This window comes from Mycobacterium sp. E1386, from assembly GCF_001672745.1.
Taxonomy (GTDB): Bacteria; Actinomycetota; Actinomycetes; order Mycobacteriales; family Mycobacteriaceae; genus Mycobacterium.
In genome coordinates, this window is record NZ_LZKH01000017.1 from 93,980 (window position 1) to 106,603 (window position 12,624).

At 67.7% G+C, this 12,624-nt stretch carries 13 protein-coding genes and 2 pseudogenes; 8 read left to right on the plus strand and 7 right to left on the minus strand.

Annotated elements, in window-relative coordinates:
- Positions 1-133: 133 nt before the first annotated feature.
- Positions 134-2,455: an endopeptidase La gene (gene lon, locus A5709_RS02115; RefSeq protein WP_068010171.1), complete on the minus strand. Its 2,322-nt coding sequence runs from the start codon at positions 2,453-2,455 to the stop codon at positions 134-136.
- A 23-nt stretch (positions 2,456-2,478) separates the two neighbouring features.
- On the opposite strand from lon, the gene A5709_RS02120 reads away from it, so the two are divergent.
- Positions 2,479-3,717, plus strand: coding sequence for a phytanoyl-CoA dioxygenase family protein (locus A5709_RS02120; protein WP_068010176.1), 1,239 nt, complete (start codon positions 2,479-2,481; stop codon positions 3,715-3,717).
- 5 nt (positions 3,718-3,722) lie between these two features.
- Here A5709_RS02120 and A5709_RS02125 read toward each other — a convergent pair whose 3' ends face one another.
- Positions 3,723-4,985 (minus strand): alpha-hydroxy acid oxidase, encoded by a 1,263-nt coding sequence (locus A5709_RS02125; RefSeq protein WP_068117607.1) that lies wholly within the window; start codon positions 4,983-4,985, stop codon positions 3,723-3,725.
- 19 nt (positions 4,986-5,004) lie between these two features.
- Between A5709_RS02125 and A5709_RS02130 the strand changes: the two genes are divergently transcribed.
- Positions 5,005-5,442, plus strand: a complete 438-nt coding sequence (locus A5709_RS02130; protein ID WP_068117610.1) for a DUF1810 domain-containing protein — start codon at positions 5,005-5,007, stop codon at positions 5,440-5,442.
- Here A5709_RS02130 and A5709_RS02135 read toward each other — a convergent pair.
- The 3 genes from A5709_RS02135 to A5709_RS02145 are packed head-to-tail and all read right to left on the minus strand — an operon-like array spanning position 5,428 to position 7,892.
- Positions 5,428-6,735, minus strand: a complete 1,308-nt coding sequence (locus A5709_RS02135) for an alpha-amylase family glycosyl hydrolase (protein WP_068117613.1) — start codon at positions 6,733-6,735, stop codon at positions 5,428-5,430. The genes A5709_RS02130 and A5709_RS02135 overlap by 15 nt on opposite strands.
- A 4-nt stretch (positions 6,736-6,739) precedes the next feature.
- The gene (locus tag A5709_RS02140; RefSeq protein WP_068010186.1) at positions 6,740-7,276 is read right to left on the minus strand and encodes an alkyl hydroperoxide reductase; all 537 of its coding nucleotides are present in this window, start codon (positions 7,274-7,276) and stop codon (positions 6,740-6,742) included.
- Between the two features lie 28 nt (positions 7,277-7,304).
- Positions 7,305-7,892, minus strand: a complete 588-nt coding sequence (locus A5709_RS02145) for a peroxiredoxin (RefSeq protein ID WP_067950484.1) — start codon at positions 7,890-7,892, stop codon at positions 7,305-7,307.
- 102 nt (positions 7,893-7,994) lie between these two features.
- Between A5709_RS02145 and A5709_RS02150 the strand changes: the two genes are divergently transcribed.
- Genes A5709_RS02150 through A5709_RS02165 form a run of 4 tightly spaced genes read left to right on the plus strand, consistent with a single transcriptional unit; the run spans position 7,995 to position 10,882 of the window.
- The gene (locus A5709_RS02150; RefSeq protein WP_067950486.1) at positions 7,995-8,930 is read left to right on the plus strand and encodes a hydrogen peroxide-inducible genes activator; all 936 of its coding nucleotides are present in this window, start codon (positions 7,995-7,997) and stop codon (positions 8,928-8,930) included.
- Between the two features lie 27 nt (positions 8,931-8,957).
- Positions 8,958-9,668, plus strand: coding sequence for an EthD domain-containing protein (locus A5709_RS02155; RefSeq protein ID WP_067950488.1), 711 nt, complete (start codon positions 8,958-8,960; stop codon positions 9,666-9,668).
- Positions 9,665-10,108: a TIGR03618 family F420-dependent PPOX class oxidoreductase gene (locus A5709_RS02160; protein WP_067950490.1), complete on the plus strand. Its 444-nt coding sequence runs from the start codon at positions 9,665-9,667 to the stop codon at positions 10,106-10,108. The genes A5709_RS02155 and A5709_RS02160 overlap by 4 nt, the downstream gene beginning before the upstream one ends.
- Before the next feature lie 18 nt (positions 10,109-10,126).
- Positions 10,127-10,882, plus strand: coding sequence for an enoyl-CoA hydratase/isomerase family protein (locus A5709_RS02165; RefSeq protein WP_067950492.1), 756 nt, complete (start codon positions 10,127-10,129; stop codon positions 10,880-10,882).
- Here A5709_RS02165 and A5709_RS27140 read toward each other — a convergent pair.
- Positions 10,879-11,064, minus strand: coding sequence for a bacterioferritin-associated ferredoxin (locus A5709_RS27140; RefSeq protein ID WP_066954279.1), 186 nt, complete (start codon positions 11,062-11,064; stop codon positions 10,879-10,881). The genes A5709_RS02165 and A5709_RS27140 overlap by 4 nt on opposite strands.
- A 358-nt stretch (positions 11,065-11,422) precedes the next feature.
- On the opposite strand from A5709_RS27140, the gene bfr reads away from it, so the two are divergent.
- A complete protein-coding gene (gene bfr / locus A5709_RS02170; RefSeq protein ID WP_055405255.1) occupies positions 11,423-11,902 on the plus strand; it encodes a bacterioferritin in 480 nt (159 codons plus the stop codon).
- An 83-nt stretch (positions 11,903-11,985) separates the two neighbouring features.
- Positions 11,986-12,441, plus strand: a pseudogene (locus A5709_RS02175) (MFS transporter); the annotation flags it as partial.
- Here the strand turns inward: A5709_RS02175 and A5709_RS27145 are convergent.
- Positions 12,435-12,584, minus strand: a pseudogene (locus tag A5709_RS27145) (MFS transporter); the annotation flags it as partial. The pseudogenes A5709_RS02175 and A5709_RS27145 overlap by 7 nt on opposite strands.
- Positions 12,585-12,624: the final 40 nt, after the last annotated feature.

Here is a 12,624-nt window from a genome sequence, read left to right on the forward strand (position 1 = left end):
CCCGAGGCACGGAGGCTGAAAACCTTTTCTCCCAAAGCGCCGGCATCAGGCCAGGTCAGGGCGGAGGACAGGCGGCCCAACGTGCTTGGCCGGGACGCGAGCCAATTTGCTACGCGTCCCGGCCAAGCTCAGGTCAAGCAGCGACCGTAACGGTCTCGGCCACCGGCTCGAGTGCCTGCGCGACGATCTCGGCGACATCGGTCATCGGTTTGACCGTCAGCGCGTCGAGCACCTCGGCGGGCACGTCGTCCAGGTCCGGCTCGTTGCGCGCCGGGATGAAGACCGTCGCCAGGCCGGCCCGCTGGGCCGCCAGCAGCTTTTGCTTCACACCGCCGATCGGCAACACCCGCCCGTTCAGCGTGACCTCACCGGTCATGCCGACATCGGAGCGCACCTGACGTCCGGTGGCCATCGAGACCAGCGCGGTCACCATGGTGACTCCGGCCGACGGGCCGTCCTTGGGCACGGCACCCGCGGGCACGTGCACGTGGATCCGCCGGTCGAGGGCCTTGGGGTCGACACCCAACTCGGCAGCGTGGGAGCGCACGTAGGACAGCGCGATCTGCGCCGACTCCTTCATCACGTCACCCAGCTGACCGGTGAGCTGCAAACCCGCCTCACCGTCCGTCGCGCCGGCTTCGATGTAGAGCACGTCACCGCCGAGGCCGGTGACGGCCAGACCGGTGGCCACTCCGGGCACCGCCGTGCGTTCGGCCGATTCCGGAGTGAACCGCGGACGGCCGAGGTATTCGACCAGATCCGGCTCGTCGATGGTGATCGGATCGGGGGTCTCCGCCAGCTTGGTGGTCACCTTGCGCAGCGCCTTGGCCAGCAGCCGCTCGAACTGGCGCACGCCGGGCTCCCGGGTGTAGTCGGCGGCGATCTTGCGCAGAGCGGCGTCGGTCAGCGTGACCTCGTCCGCGGTCAGCGCCGCCCGGTCCCGCTGCCGGGGCAGCAGGTAATCCCGCGCGATGGCGACCTTGTCGTCCTCGGTGTAGCCGTCGATCTGCACCAGCTCCATCCGGTCCAGCAGGGCCGAGGGGATGTTCTCGATCACGTTCGCGGTGGCCAGGAACACCACGTCGGACAGATCCAGGTCCAGGTCGAGGTAGTGGTCGCGGAACGTGTGGTTCTGCGCCGGGTCGAGCACCTCGAGCAGCGCCGCGCTCGGGTCGCCCCGGTAGTCGGAACCGACTTTGTCGATCTCGTCCAGCAGCACAACGGGGTTCATCGAGCCGGCCTCACCGATGGCCCGCACGATCCGGCCCGGCAGCGCGCCTACGTAGGTCCGCCGGTGCCCGCGGATCTCGGCCTCGTCGCGCACACCGCCCAGGGCGACGCGCACGAACTTGCGGCCCAGCGCCCGGGCGACGCTCTCACCCAGCGACGTCTTGCCGACGCCGGGGGGACCGGCCAGCACCATCACCGCGCCGGAGCCGCGGCCGCCGACGACCTGCAGCCCCCGTTGGGCGCGGCGGGCCCGCACGGCCAGGTATTCGACGATGCGGTCCTTGACGTCGTCCAGCCCGTGGTGGTCGGCGTCCAACACCCCGCGCGCGGCCTTCAGGTCGGTCGAGTCGTCGGTGTGTGAGTTCCAGGGCAGGTCGAGCACGGTGTCCAGCCAGGTGCGGATCCAGCCGCTTTCCGGGCTTTGGTCGCTGGACCGTTCCAGCTTGCCGACCTCGCGCAGCGCGGCCTCGCGCACCTTTTCGGGCAGCTCGGCGGCCTCGACGCGGGCGCGGTAATCATCGGAGCCGTCGGGCTCGCCCTCACCCAATTCCTTGCGGATGGCGGCCAGCTGTTGGCGCAGCAGGAACTCCTTCTGCGTCTTCTCCATGCCCTCGCGCACGTCCTCGGCGATCTTGTCGTTGACCTCGACCTCGGCGAGGTGGTCGCTGGTCCAGTCGATCAGCACCCGCAGCCGCTCGGCGACATCCTCGGTCTCGACCAGTTGCCGCTTCTGCTCGCTGGAGAGGTAGGAGGCGTAGCCGGAGGTGTCCGCCAGCGCCGACGGGTCGGTCAGCCTGTTGACATAGTCGACGATCTCCCAGGCCTCGCGCCGTTGCAGCATGGCCAGCAGCAGCTTCTTGTATTCGGCCGTCAGCGCCTTGACTTCGTCGGTCGGCTCGACGTCGGGAACCTCGGTCACCTCGACCCACAGCGCAGCACCGGGCCCGGACGCTCCCGCCCCGATCTGCGCCCGGCGCTCACCGCGCACGACGGCCGCTGTGCCGCCGCCTGCGATGCGTCCGACCTGCAAAATCTTGGCGATCACACCGTGCGACGGGTACCGGTCGTCCAGCCGGGGCGCGATCAGCAGCTGCCCGGATTCACTCGCCTGAGCAGCGTCGATCGCCGCCCGCGCGGCCTCGTCGAGCGCGACGGGAACGACCATTCCGGGCAACACGATGGTGTCGGTGACAAACAGCACCGGCATCGATTTGGCTTCAGCCATCAATCCTCCAAAAACTGAGTCTGATGCGCTCAACCCAGGCGGGCGTCGGTTTGTTCCCCCCGGACGCTCCGCCGCGGGTCAGCCGGCGGAATGTGGTGGCTATCACGTTGGCGGTCTTGGATAATCGGCTCGTGCCGCTGACGCGCACCGCCCCGACCGCCCTCGACCCGGATGTCCTCGAATCCGCGGCCAGAGACCTCGCCTCAGCGGGCGCCATCACCTTCCTCGTCGGCGACGAGGCGGTCACCTATGCCGTCGAGGGCTCGACGATCCGCGTCGGCGAGGGGCAGCGCACCGGAGACGCCGTCGTCCGGCTGTCCCGACGGGCCTGGGACGACATGGTTGGCCAAATCCGCACGGCGATCAACCTCCTGCTCAGCGACGAATTGTCCTTTGAGCGGGGTGGCTTCGACCAGCTGGCCGACTGGGACCCGGTCCTGCGGTACCTGCATGCCGGGGTGCCGCCCTACGATCCGGCCCGCGCCGACTTGGCGGGGCGTGACCCGCTCGCCACGTTCACGCTGGACGAGAACGACGCCGAGTTGACCGCACAGCTGCAAACCATGGGCTACCTGCACGTCAGGGGTGTCTTCGCCACCGACGAGATGCGGGCCGCCAACCGCGAAGTCGACCGCCTCGCGGCCGAGGCCCGGCCGGGGGACGACCGTTCGTGGTGGGTCACCGACGAGGACGGCGGCAGCGCGCTGTGCCGGTTGGTCTACGCGACGCTGCGCTCACCCGTCCTCGCCGCCTTGGAAAACGACCCGAGGATTCGCAGGCTGGGCACCCTCATCGATCCCGCGCTGCGGCCCGCACCCGACCGGATGGAAGGCAGCGCGGTGCTGCTCAAGGTGCCCGGAAACACCAGTGGGCTGTCCAACATCCCCTGGCATCAGGACTGCGGCATGGGTGGACACGCCCTCATGTGCCCCGCGGTGAGCGTCGGCATCCAGCTGACCGGCTCGGACGCCTCGACCGGCAACCTTCAGGTGGTGCCGGGCAGCCACGGCCAGGCGATTCACTACCGCTGGGAACATCGGCTCCAAGGGGTACCGGTGGTCAGCATCGACACCGCCCCCGGCGACGTGACCGTCCATGTCCAGGACCTGATGCACGCCTCACCCCGGCCGACCGCCACCGGGGGCCGCCGCACGATGTATGTCACTCACTATCCGCCGCAGCTCTTCGAACACGTCGGGCCCGGCGAGGCATTCAACGACCTGGTGCGCAACCGCACGGAACGCGTCGCCCGCCTGCAGTAACGCGGTCACGCGGGCGGCTGGATGGGCCCCAGGCGTTGTAGTTGGGTCACGTGCCTGGGGGACAGCTCCTCGAGGCAGGTGACACCCAGCAGTCGCATCGTGCGGATCACCCCGTCGGCGAGGATGTCGATCGCGCGGGTGACACCGGCCTCGCCGCCGGCCATCAGCCCGTACAGGTAGGCCCGCCCGACGAGCGTGCACCGCGCACCCAGGGCGATCGCCGCGACGATGTCGGCGCCCGACATGATGCCGGTGTCGACCAGGATTTCGGTGTCCTTGCCCAGTTCACGCGCGACCGTCGGCAGGAGGTGGAAGGGCACCGGCGCCCGATCCAGTTGCCGACCACCGTGATTGGACAACACGAGGCCGTCGGCGCCGCGGTCGACGACGGCGCGGGCGTCCTCGAGCGTCTGGATGCCCTTGACCACCAACTTGCCGGGCCACTGGGCCTTGATCCACTCCAGGTCATCGAAGGTGAGGCTGGGGTCGAACATGGTGCTCAGATACTCGGCGACGGTCCCCGGCCAGCGATCCAGCGACGCGAACGCCAGCGGCTCGGTGGTCAACAGGTCGAACCACCATTTCGGGTGCGGTACCGCGTCCAGGACGGTGCGCAGTGTCAGCGTCGGCGGGATCGTCATCCCGTTGCGGTTGTCGCGCAGCCGAGCGCCCGAGACCGGGACGTCGACGGTGGCCAGCAGGGTGTCGAAGCCGGCATCCGCGGCGCGCTGGACCAGTGCCATCGAGCGTTCCCGGTCGCGCCACATGTACAGCTGAAACCACTTCCTGCCCTGGGGAACAGCGGTCACCAGGTCCTCGATCGCGCAGGTGCCCAGGGTGGACAGCGAGAAGGGAATGCCCGCCTTGGCCGCCGCCGCCGCGCCCGCGATCTCGCCCTCGGTGTGCATCAGTCGGGTGAAGCCGGTGGGCGCGATGCCGAATGGCAGGACCACCGGCTGGCCCAGCACATTCCAGCCGGCGGTGACGTTGCTGACGTCCCGCAGGATTGTCGGGTGAAACTCGATGTCGCGGAACGCCTGCCGGGCGCGCTGGATGGAAAGCTCGTCTTCGGCGGCGCCGTCCGTGTAATCGAACGCCGCCTTGGGCGTGCGGCGTTTGGCGATGCGTCGCAGATCTTCGATGGTGTGCGCGGCGTCGAGGCGGCGCTTGGTCGCGTCGAACTGCGGTCGCTTGAACTGGATCAGCGGCGCGAGGTCGCGAACCGTGGGCACTCGTCGTTTGACGGCCTTCCGTCTTTTGGATTCCACAGTGTGCAACCGTAGTCACATGGAATCGGCGAGTGACCCGTTCGACCTCCAGCGCTTCGTCGACGCGCAGGCCCCGGTGTACCGCAACGTGGTCGACGAGCTGCGCTCCGGTCGTAAACGCAGTCACTGGATGTGGTTCGTCTTCCCTCAGTTACGCGGGTTGGGCGGCAGCCCGACCGCGGTGCACTACGGCATCTCCTCGCTCGAGGAGGCCCGCGCCTACCTTCGGCACGAAGTGCTCGGGCCGCGATTGCGTGAGTGCACTCGGCTGGTCCACGCGGTGCGGGACCGATCGGTCGCCGACATCTTCGGCTCGCCCGACGACCTGAAGCTGCGCTCGTCGATGACGCTGTTCGCCCGCGCCGCGGACGACAACGAGGATTTCCTCGCGGTCCTCGACAAGTACTACGACGGCGGGCAGGACCAGCTGACTGTGGAACGCCTAGGCGGGGCTTAAAATTCGCCAGCCGTGCGGTTCCACGACCAGCGCGTCCACCACCTCTTCCGGCGGGGCCGATGACCCGCCGACGACCCGCTTGTGTGACGTGCCCAGTTCCGAGAGCGCCACCCGCATCGGCGCGTCGTCGATGTTGAGCGCGACCAGCAGCGCGTCGTCGCCACTGCGGGTCTCGTAGAGGTAATGCCGGTTTTCCAGCCGTAGCGCGGTGGTCGACGCCCGGTGCAGCCACGGGTGACGACGGCGCAACCCGACCAGGAACTGGTGCAACGCCCACATCTCGGCACCAAACGCATCCAATTGCACTGGGGGAGAGGCGAACTCGGGACGCACCGCGTCGTCCCCGCCGTAGCGTTCCTCCTTGACGCCGCGGAATCCGAGTTCGTCGCCCGCGTAGATGCTGGGGACCCCGCCGACGGTGAGCATGGTCACCAGCGCATGGGCCACGTGCTCGGGGCGGTCGAGCCGGCTGGCGATGCGGGTGACGTCGTGGTTGCCGATGAAAGTGAGCGGGACGAAGCCGGCCAGGAACTCACCATGCCGCTGCAGCGCCCAGTCCAGCTCGAAGAAGTTGCCGTCGTTGAGAGCGCTCCAGATGGCCTTCCACAGCTCGTATTGGGTGGCCGAGTCGAAGGTGGCGGCCCGTACGACGGCGGCGTAGTCGCCGTGGATGAGCTCACCCACGAACCAGGCGTCGGGAAAGCGCTCGCGCACCCGTGGCAGCGTTGACGCCCAAAACCGTTCCGGCACCGTGTAAGCCGCGTCGAGTCGCCAGCCGTCGGCGCCGCGTTCCAGCCAGTGCGCCATCACGTCCGCGGTGTAGTCGACCACTTCGGGGTTGTCGTGGTTGAGCGTGATCAGTTCCGAGTGGCCCTCGAACGTGTGGAATCGTCCCGGACGCCCCCGAAACCAGCGCGCGGCCGCCTCATCGTTCGGCGCCTGCTGGTAGCGGGGGAAGTCCAGGCCGACGTGATTGAACACGCCGTCGAGCAGGATGCGCAGGCCGCGGCCACGGGCCTCGGCGACGAGATGGTCGAAATCATCGTCGTCCCCGAGCCGCGGATCGATGCGGTAGTGGTCGGTGGTGTCGTAACCGTGGGTGCGCGAGGCGAAGATCGGGCCCAGCGCAACGCCGGACGCGCCCAGCGCGATGGCGTGGTCGAACCAGTCGACGAGCCGCCGCAGCCGGTGTTCTTCCGGCCGCGGCGGCTCCGACGAAGGAAAGGCGCCGACGAACCCCAGCGGATAGACCTGCCACCAGATCGCGTGTTCTACCCAGGCCGGTGCCGTCACTGCGTCAGCCGACGGTGGCCAGCGTCTGGGCGGCGACAATCGCTTGTGCCACGCCGGAAATGATGGCCGCGGCCTTCAGCGCCTCCTGGATGGTCTCCCGGGCGACTCCCGCCTCGCGCAGCGTGTGCTCGTGGGAGGCCACGCAGTCCGGGCATCCGTTGATCGACGACACCGCGAACGACCACAGCTCGAAGTTCGCCTTCTCCACGCCGGGATTGGCGATAATGTTCATCCGCAATCCCGCACGCAGGTCGTCGTACTTGCCGTCGAGGAAGCCCCGGCCACGGTAGAACACGTTGTTCATGCCCATGATCGATGCGGCTCCCAGCGCCGCGTTGTACGCCTCGGCGGACAGGATGTCGGCCGCCTCGGCACCGATCTCGCTGATTACCTGAGCGTTTCGCGTCGCCGCGGCGCTCGCCAGCAGGGTGCCCCACAGCTGCTCCTCGTTGAGCTCGGTCGTGCGCGTGATCGAGCCGAGGTTGAGCTTGAGGTCCTTGGCGTACTCGGGCAGCGCTTCCTTGAGGTTTTCTACGCTCATCTCGCCTCCCTGATCAGACCCTACGTGACTAAGCCGAGGCCTTGAGCAGCTCGGCGGCGTTCAGCGTCGGGTCGCCCTTGCGCCAGTTGCAGGCGCACAGCTCGTCGGACTGCAACGCATCGAGGACCCGCAACACTTCCTCGACGTTGCGCCCCACCGATCCGGCGGTGACCGACACGAACTGGATCTCGTTGTTGGGGTCCACCAGGAAGGTCGCCCGGTCGGCCACACCGTCGGCGTTGAGAACGCCGGTGGCCAGGCTCAGCTCACGCTTGATGTCCGAGAGCATCGGAAACGGCAGCTTCTTCAGGTCCTCGTGCTGCGCGCGCCAGTTGAAGTGCACGAATTCGCTGTCGATCGAGACGCCCAGGACCTGCGCGTCGCGGTCGGCGAACTCGTCGTTGAGCTTGCCGAACGCGGCGATCTCGGTCGGGCACACGAAGGTGAAGTCCTTGGGCCAGAAGAACACAACGCGCCACTTCCCGTCGTGGTCCTCGTTGGTGACAGTGGTGAAGTAGTCCTCGGGCTGCTTGGCGTCGACCTTGGACAAGTCGCCCGCGATCAGCGCGGTGAGCTCATAGGCGGGAAACTGGTCGCCGATGGTCAGCAAAGGCATGGCTCTCCTAATTTGGATTCACTCAAGAATAGCTTTCTCTGCCAATGCTGCCCGCTCGGCCGGTCTGAAGTAAAGGTGATATTTCCCACTACACTTATAGGCATGCCCGATAAGATTTATCAGCCGACGATCGCCGGCCTCCGCGCGTTCGCCGCCGTCGCCGAAAAGCGCCAGTTCAGCGGCGCCGCAACCACTCTCGGAGTCAGCCAGTCCACGTTGTCGCAGGCGCTCGCGGCGCTGGAGACCGGGCTCGGCACCCAGCTGGTCGAGCGCTCGACGCGGCGTGTCCTCTTGACGGCGGAGGGCGCGGAGCTGTTGCCGCGCGCCCAGGCCGTCATCGAGGCGGTGGACGCGTTCACCGCCGCCGCCGCGGGTTCGTCCGATCCGCTGCGGGGCGGCATGCGACTGGGACTGATCCCGACGGTCGCGCCCTACGTCCTGCCGACCGTGCTGGCCGGCCTGACCGAGCAGTTCCCCGGAATGACCTTGCGGGTGACCGAAGACCAGACCGAACGGCTGATGACGGTATTGCGCGAGGGCGCACTCGATGCGGCCCTCATCGCCCTGCCCGCCGACAGCGGCGGTGTCACCGCGATCCCGATCTACGACGAGGATTTCGTCCTCGCGCTCCCGCCCGGACATCCGCTGTCGGGAAAGCGGCGAGTTCCGGCGACGGCACTGGCCGATCTGCCCCTGCTGCTGCTGGACGAGGGACACTGCCTGCGCGATCAGGCGCTGGACGTGTGCCACAAGGCGGGCGTTCGACCGGAGCTGGCCAATACGCGGGCGGCGTCACTGGCCACCGCGGTGCAGTGCGTGACCGGCGGCCTGGGGGTGACGCTTATCCCGCAGAGCGCGGTGCCGGTCGAGGCGACGAGAAGCCGCCTGGGCCTAGCGCAGTTCGCCGCGCCGCGCCCGGGACGGCGCATCGGGCTGGTGTACCGCTCGTCGAGCGGTCGTGACGAGTCCTACCGGCAATTGGCCGACATGATCGGCAGATTGATCAGCGACGAACATCCCGTCCGGCTGATCAAATAGCGCGGCCGCCGCGGGTAGGTTCTGCCTATGGAAAAGGTCATCGCCGTCCTCATGCGTGCCGATTCGGACGAGGGGTGGTGCGCCCGCCAGCGCGGCCCCGTCGCCGACGCCTTGTTGGAATTGGGCCTGCCGGGGTTGTCGGTCAACGTCCGCGACGACGCCGTGCGCCACTCGCTGATGACGCTCACGACGCTGGATCCGCCGGTCGCGGCGGTGGTGAGCATGTGGACCCAGCAGTGCTACGGCGAGCAGATGTCCGCAGCGCTGACCCTGCTGGAGGCCGAATGCGAACAGCTCGCCGCCTACCTGGTAACCGAATCGGTTCCGCTCAAAGCGCCGGTAACCGAATCCGGTTCGCGCACAGCGGGTTTAGCCAACATTGCGCTGCTGCGCCGGCCCGCCGGCCTGGACCAGGAGACCTGGCTGGCCCGGTGGCAGCGAGACCACACCTCGGTGGCGATCGAGACGCAGTCGACCTTCGGCTACACCCAGAACTGGGTGGTGCGCGCCCTCACCCCGGACGGACCGGGAATCGCGGGCATCGTCGAGGAGTTGTTCCCGCAGGAGGCGATCACCGATCTCAAGGCGTTTTTCGGTGCCGCCGACGACGACGACTTGCAGGACCGACTGGGCCGAATGGTCGCCAGCACCACGGCGTTCGGCGCCAACGAGAACATCGACACCGTCCCCACCAGCCGCTACGTATTCAAGACACCGTTCATCGAGGAACCCACATGACATCTCTGCGTGATGCCGTCGGCCTGGCCGCGGCGGAAAACGGCCTGGCGGTGGTGTCCACCGTTCGGGCCGACGGAACGGTGCAGGCTTCGCTGGTCAACGTCGGCCTGTTGCCGCATCCGGAAAGCGGCCAGGAGGTGTTGGGGTTCACCACCTACGGCAAGGTCAAGCTGGCCAACCTGCGCGCACGGCCGCAACTGGCGGTCACCTTTCGCAAGGGCTGGCAGTGGGCGACGGTCGAGGGCCGCGCCGAGCTGGCCGGCCCCGAGGACACGCAGCCCTGGCTGACCACGGACGACCAGCTGCGGCTCTTGCTCCGCGACGTCTTCACCGCCGCGGGCGGCACGCATGACGACTGGGACGAATACGACCGCGTGATGGCCCGGGAGCGGCGCGCCGTCGTGCTGATCGCGCCCACCCGCGTCTACAGCAACGGCTGACGTCGTTAGGCTGCAGCGGTGACGCTGCAGATCGATGACGAAAACCGGGTGCGCACCCTCACGCTGAACCGGCCCGAGGCGCTGAACGCATTCAACGAAGCCCTGTACGACGCGACCGCCGAGGCGCTGTTGGCCGCCGCCGACGACCCCGAGGTCGCGGTGGTGCTGCTGACCGGCGCGGGCCGCGGCTTCAGCGCCGGTACTGACCTCGCCGAGATGCAGGCCCGCATCACCGATCCGGATTTCGCCCCGGGCAAGCACGGTTTCGTCGGGCTGATCGACGCCCTCAGCGCGTTCCCCAAGCCGCTCATCTGCGCGGTCAACGGTGTGGGCGTGGGCATCGGCGCCACGATCCTCGGCTACGCCGATCTTGCCTTCATGTCATCGACGGCCCGCCTCAAGTGTCCGTTCACCAGCCTGGGGGTGGCCCCGGAAGCGGCCTCGTCGTACCTGCTGCCGCAGCTGGTGGGCCGGCAGAATGCCGCCTGGCTGTTGATGTCCTCGGAATGGGTCGACGCTGAGGAGGCGCTGCGGATGGGCCTGGTCTGGCGGGTCTGCGACCCCGAGGATCTGTTGCCCGAAGCCCGTCGGCACGCGGAAACCCTTGCCAGCCGCCCCATTTCAAGCTTGATGGCGGTCAAGCACACGATGATCGAACCGGTGCGGCCGGAAATCGCGGCAGCCACCGCGCGGGAAAACGCTCACTTCGCCGAATTGATGGGCGCACAGGCCAACGCGGCGGCCCTGGCGGACTTCAACAAAGCCCGGGGCTAAAGCGACGGAGCGGTCTCGAGATTCGCCGACGCGGCGATGATGGCCCGCAGTGTCCTCTTACAACGTCCGCAATCGCCACCGGCACCGCATGCGGCCGCGACCTCTTTGGAGGTGGAGGCACCGCGCGCAACCACTTCGGACACCGTGTGGTTGGTGACGCCGACACACAGGCACACATACATCAGTGCATCCCCTGCATGCGGGCGACATCCCCTTCGTCGGCGGCGTGGCCAAGCGAGCGCACTTTGTCCTCCCTCTCGGCATCCCGGGTTTATCGGGATTTGAAGAAGTAGTACCGAACCCAGACCGTTATTAGTTGAGTCTAACCTAAGTTCGTTAGCGCAGTCTAACCTTACCCGCTAGCAACGTGCCGCACCCGGGCCGCGAGCGACACACACTGAGCACAGCCATACCTTGCTGGAAGATCGCCACGCGTCGTGGCAAAGTGCGGGTACGGCCCGGCACGGTGTGTTCAGCCCAGCGCACCCGGCCCGGAGCCACGAAATGACCACCGTTTCACGTCACCGTAGGGGAGTGATCATGCAAGGGGATCCGGATGTTTTGCGCCTGCTCAACGAGCAGTTGACCGGCGAGCTCACCGCGATCAACCAATATTTCCTGCACTCGAAGATGCAGGACAACTGGGGGTTCACCGAGCTTGCCGAGCACACCCGGGCCGAGTCCTTCGACGAGATGCGGCACGCGGAGGCGATCACCGATCGCATCCTGCTGCTCGATGGGCTGCCGAACTACCAGCGTCTCTTCTCGCTGCGCATCGGCCAGACGCTGCGCGAGCAGTTCGAGGCCGACCTGGCCATCGAGTACGAGGTGATGGACCGGCTGAAGCCCGGCATCATCATGTGCCGCGAGAAGCAGGACACCACGAGCGCCAACCTGCTGGAAGAGATCGTGGCCGATGAGGAAAAGCACATCGATTACCTCGAGACGCAGCTGGAGCTGATGGACAAGCTCGGCGTGGAGCTCTACTCCGCGCAGTGCGTTTCGCGCCCGCCGAGCTGACGCGCCCACGCCTTTCGCGGGTTTTGGTTGCCACGGGTTGACCGTGGGCACTCACTACCATCGAAAGCCGTGGAAAGGCGGGCATGACGAAGGCGACACCAGCGGCGGCTCCGGCCGGCCGCACTTCGGATTCGGGACCCGGGGACGTCGCGGTCGACCCGCAGCGACGCAACTTCATCTTCGTGGCGATCCTGCTCGGCATGCTGATGGCCGCGCTGGACCAAACGATCGTGGCGACAGCGTTGCCCACCATCGTCGCCAATCTCGGTGGCGCAGGCCATCAATCGTGGGTCGTCACCAGCTACCTGCTCGCCTCGACCATCATCACCGCCCTCGTCGGCAAGTTCGGTGACCTGTTCGGCCGCAAGCGCGTTTTCCAGGCGGCCGTCGTGTTCTTCGTCACCGGGTCGGTGCTGTGCGGGCTCTCGAGCTCGATGGGCATGTTGGTCGCGTCACGCGCGCTGCAGGGCATCGGCGGCGGCGGGCTGATGGTGACCGCGATGGCGCTGATCGGCGAGGTGATCCAGAACGCCCAGCGCCAGGTGAAGTGGTCGGTGAAGTAGCCGCCGAGCAAGGGACCGATCACGGTGGTGACGCCGAATACCGCGCCCATCGCGCCCTGATAGCGGCCACGGTCCCGCAGCGGGATCACCTCGCCGATCAGCGCCATCGCGGTCACCATCAGCCCGCCGCCGCCGATGCCCTGCAGCGCGCGTGACGCG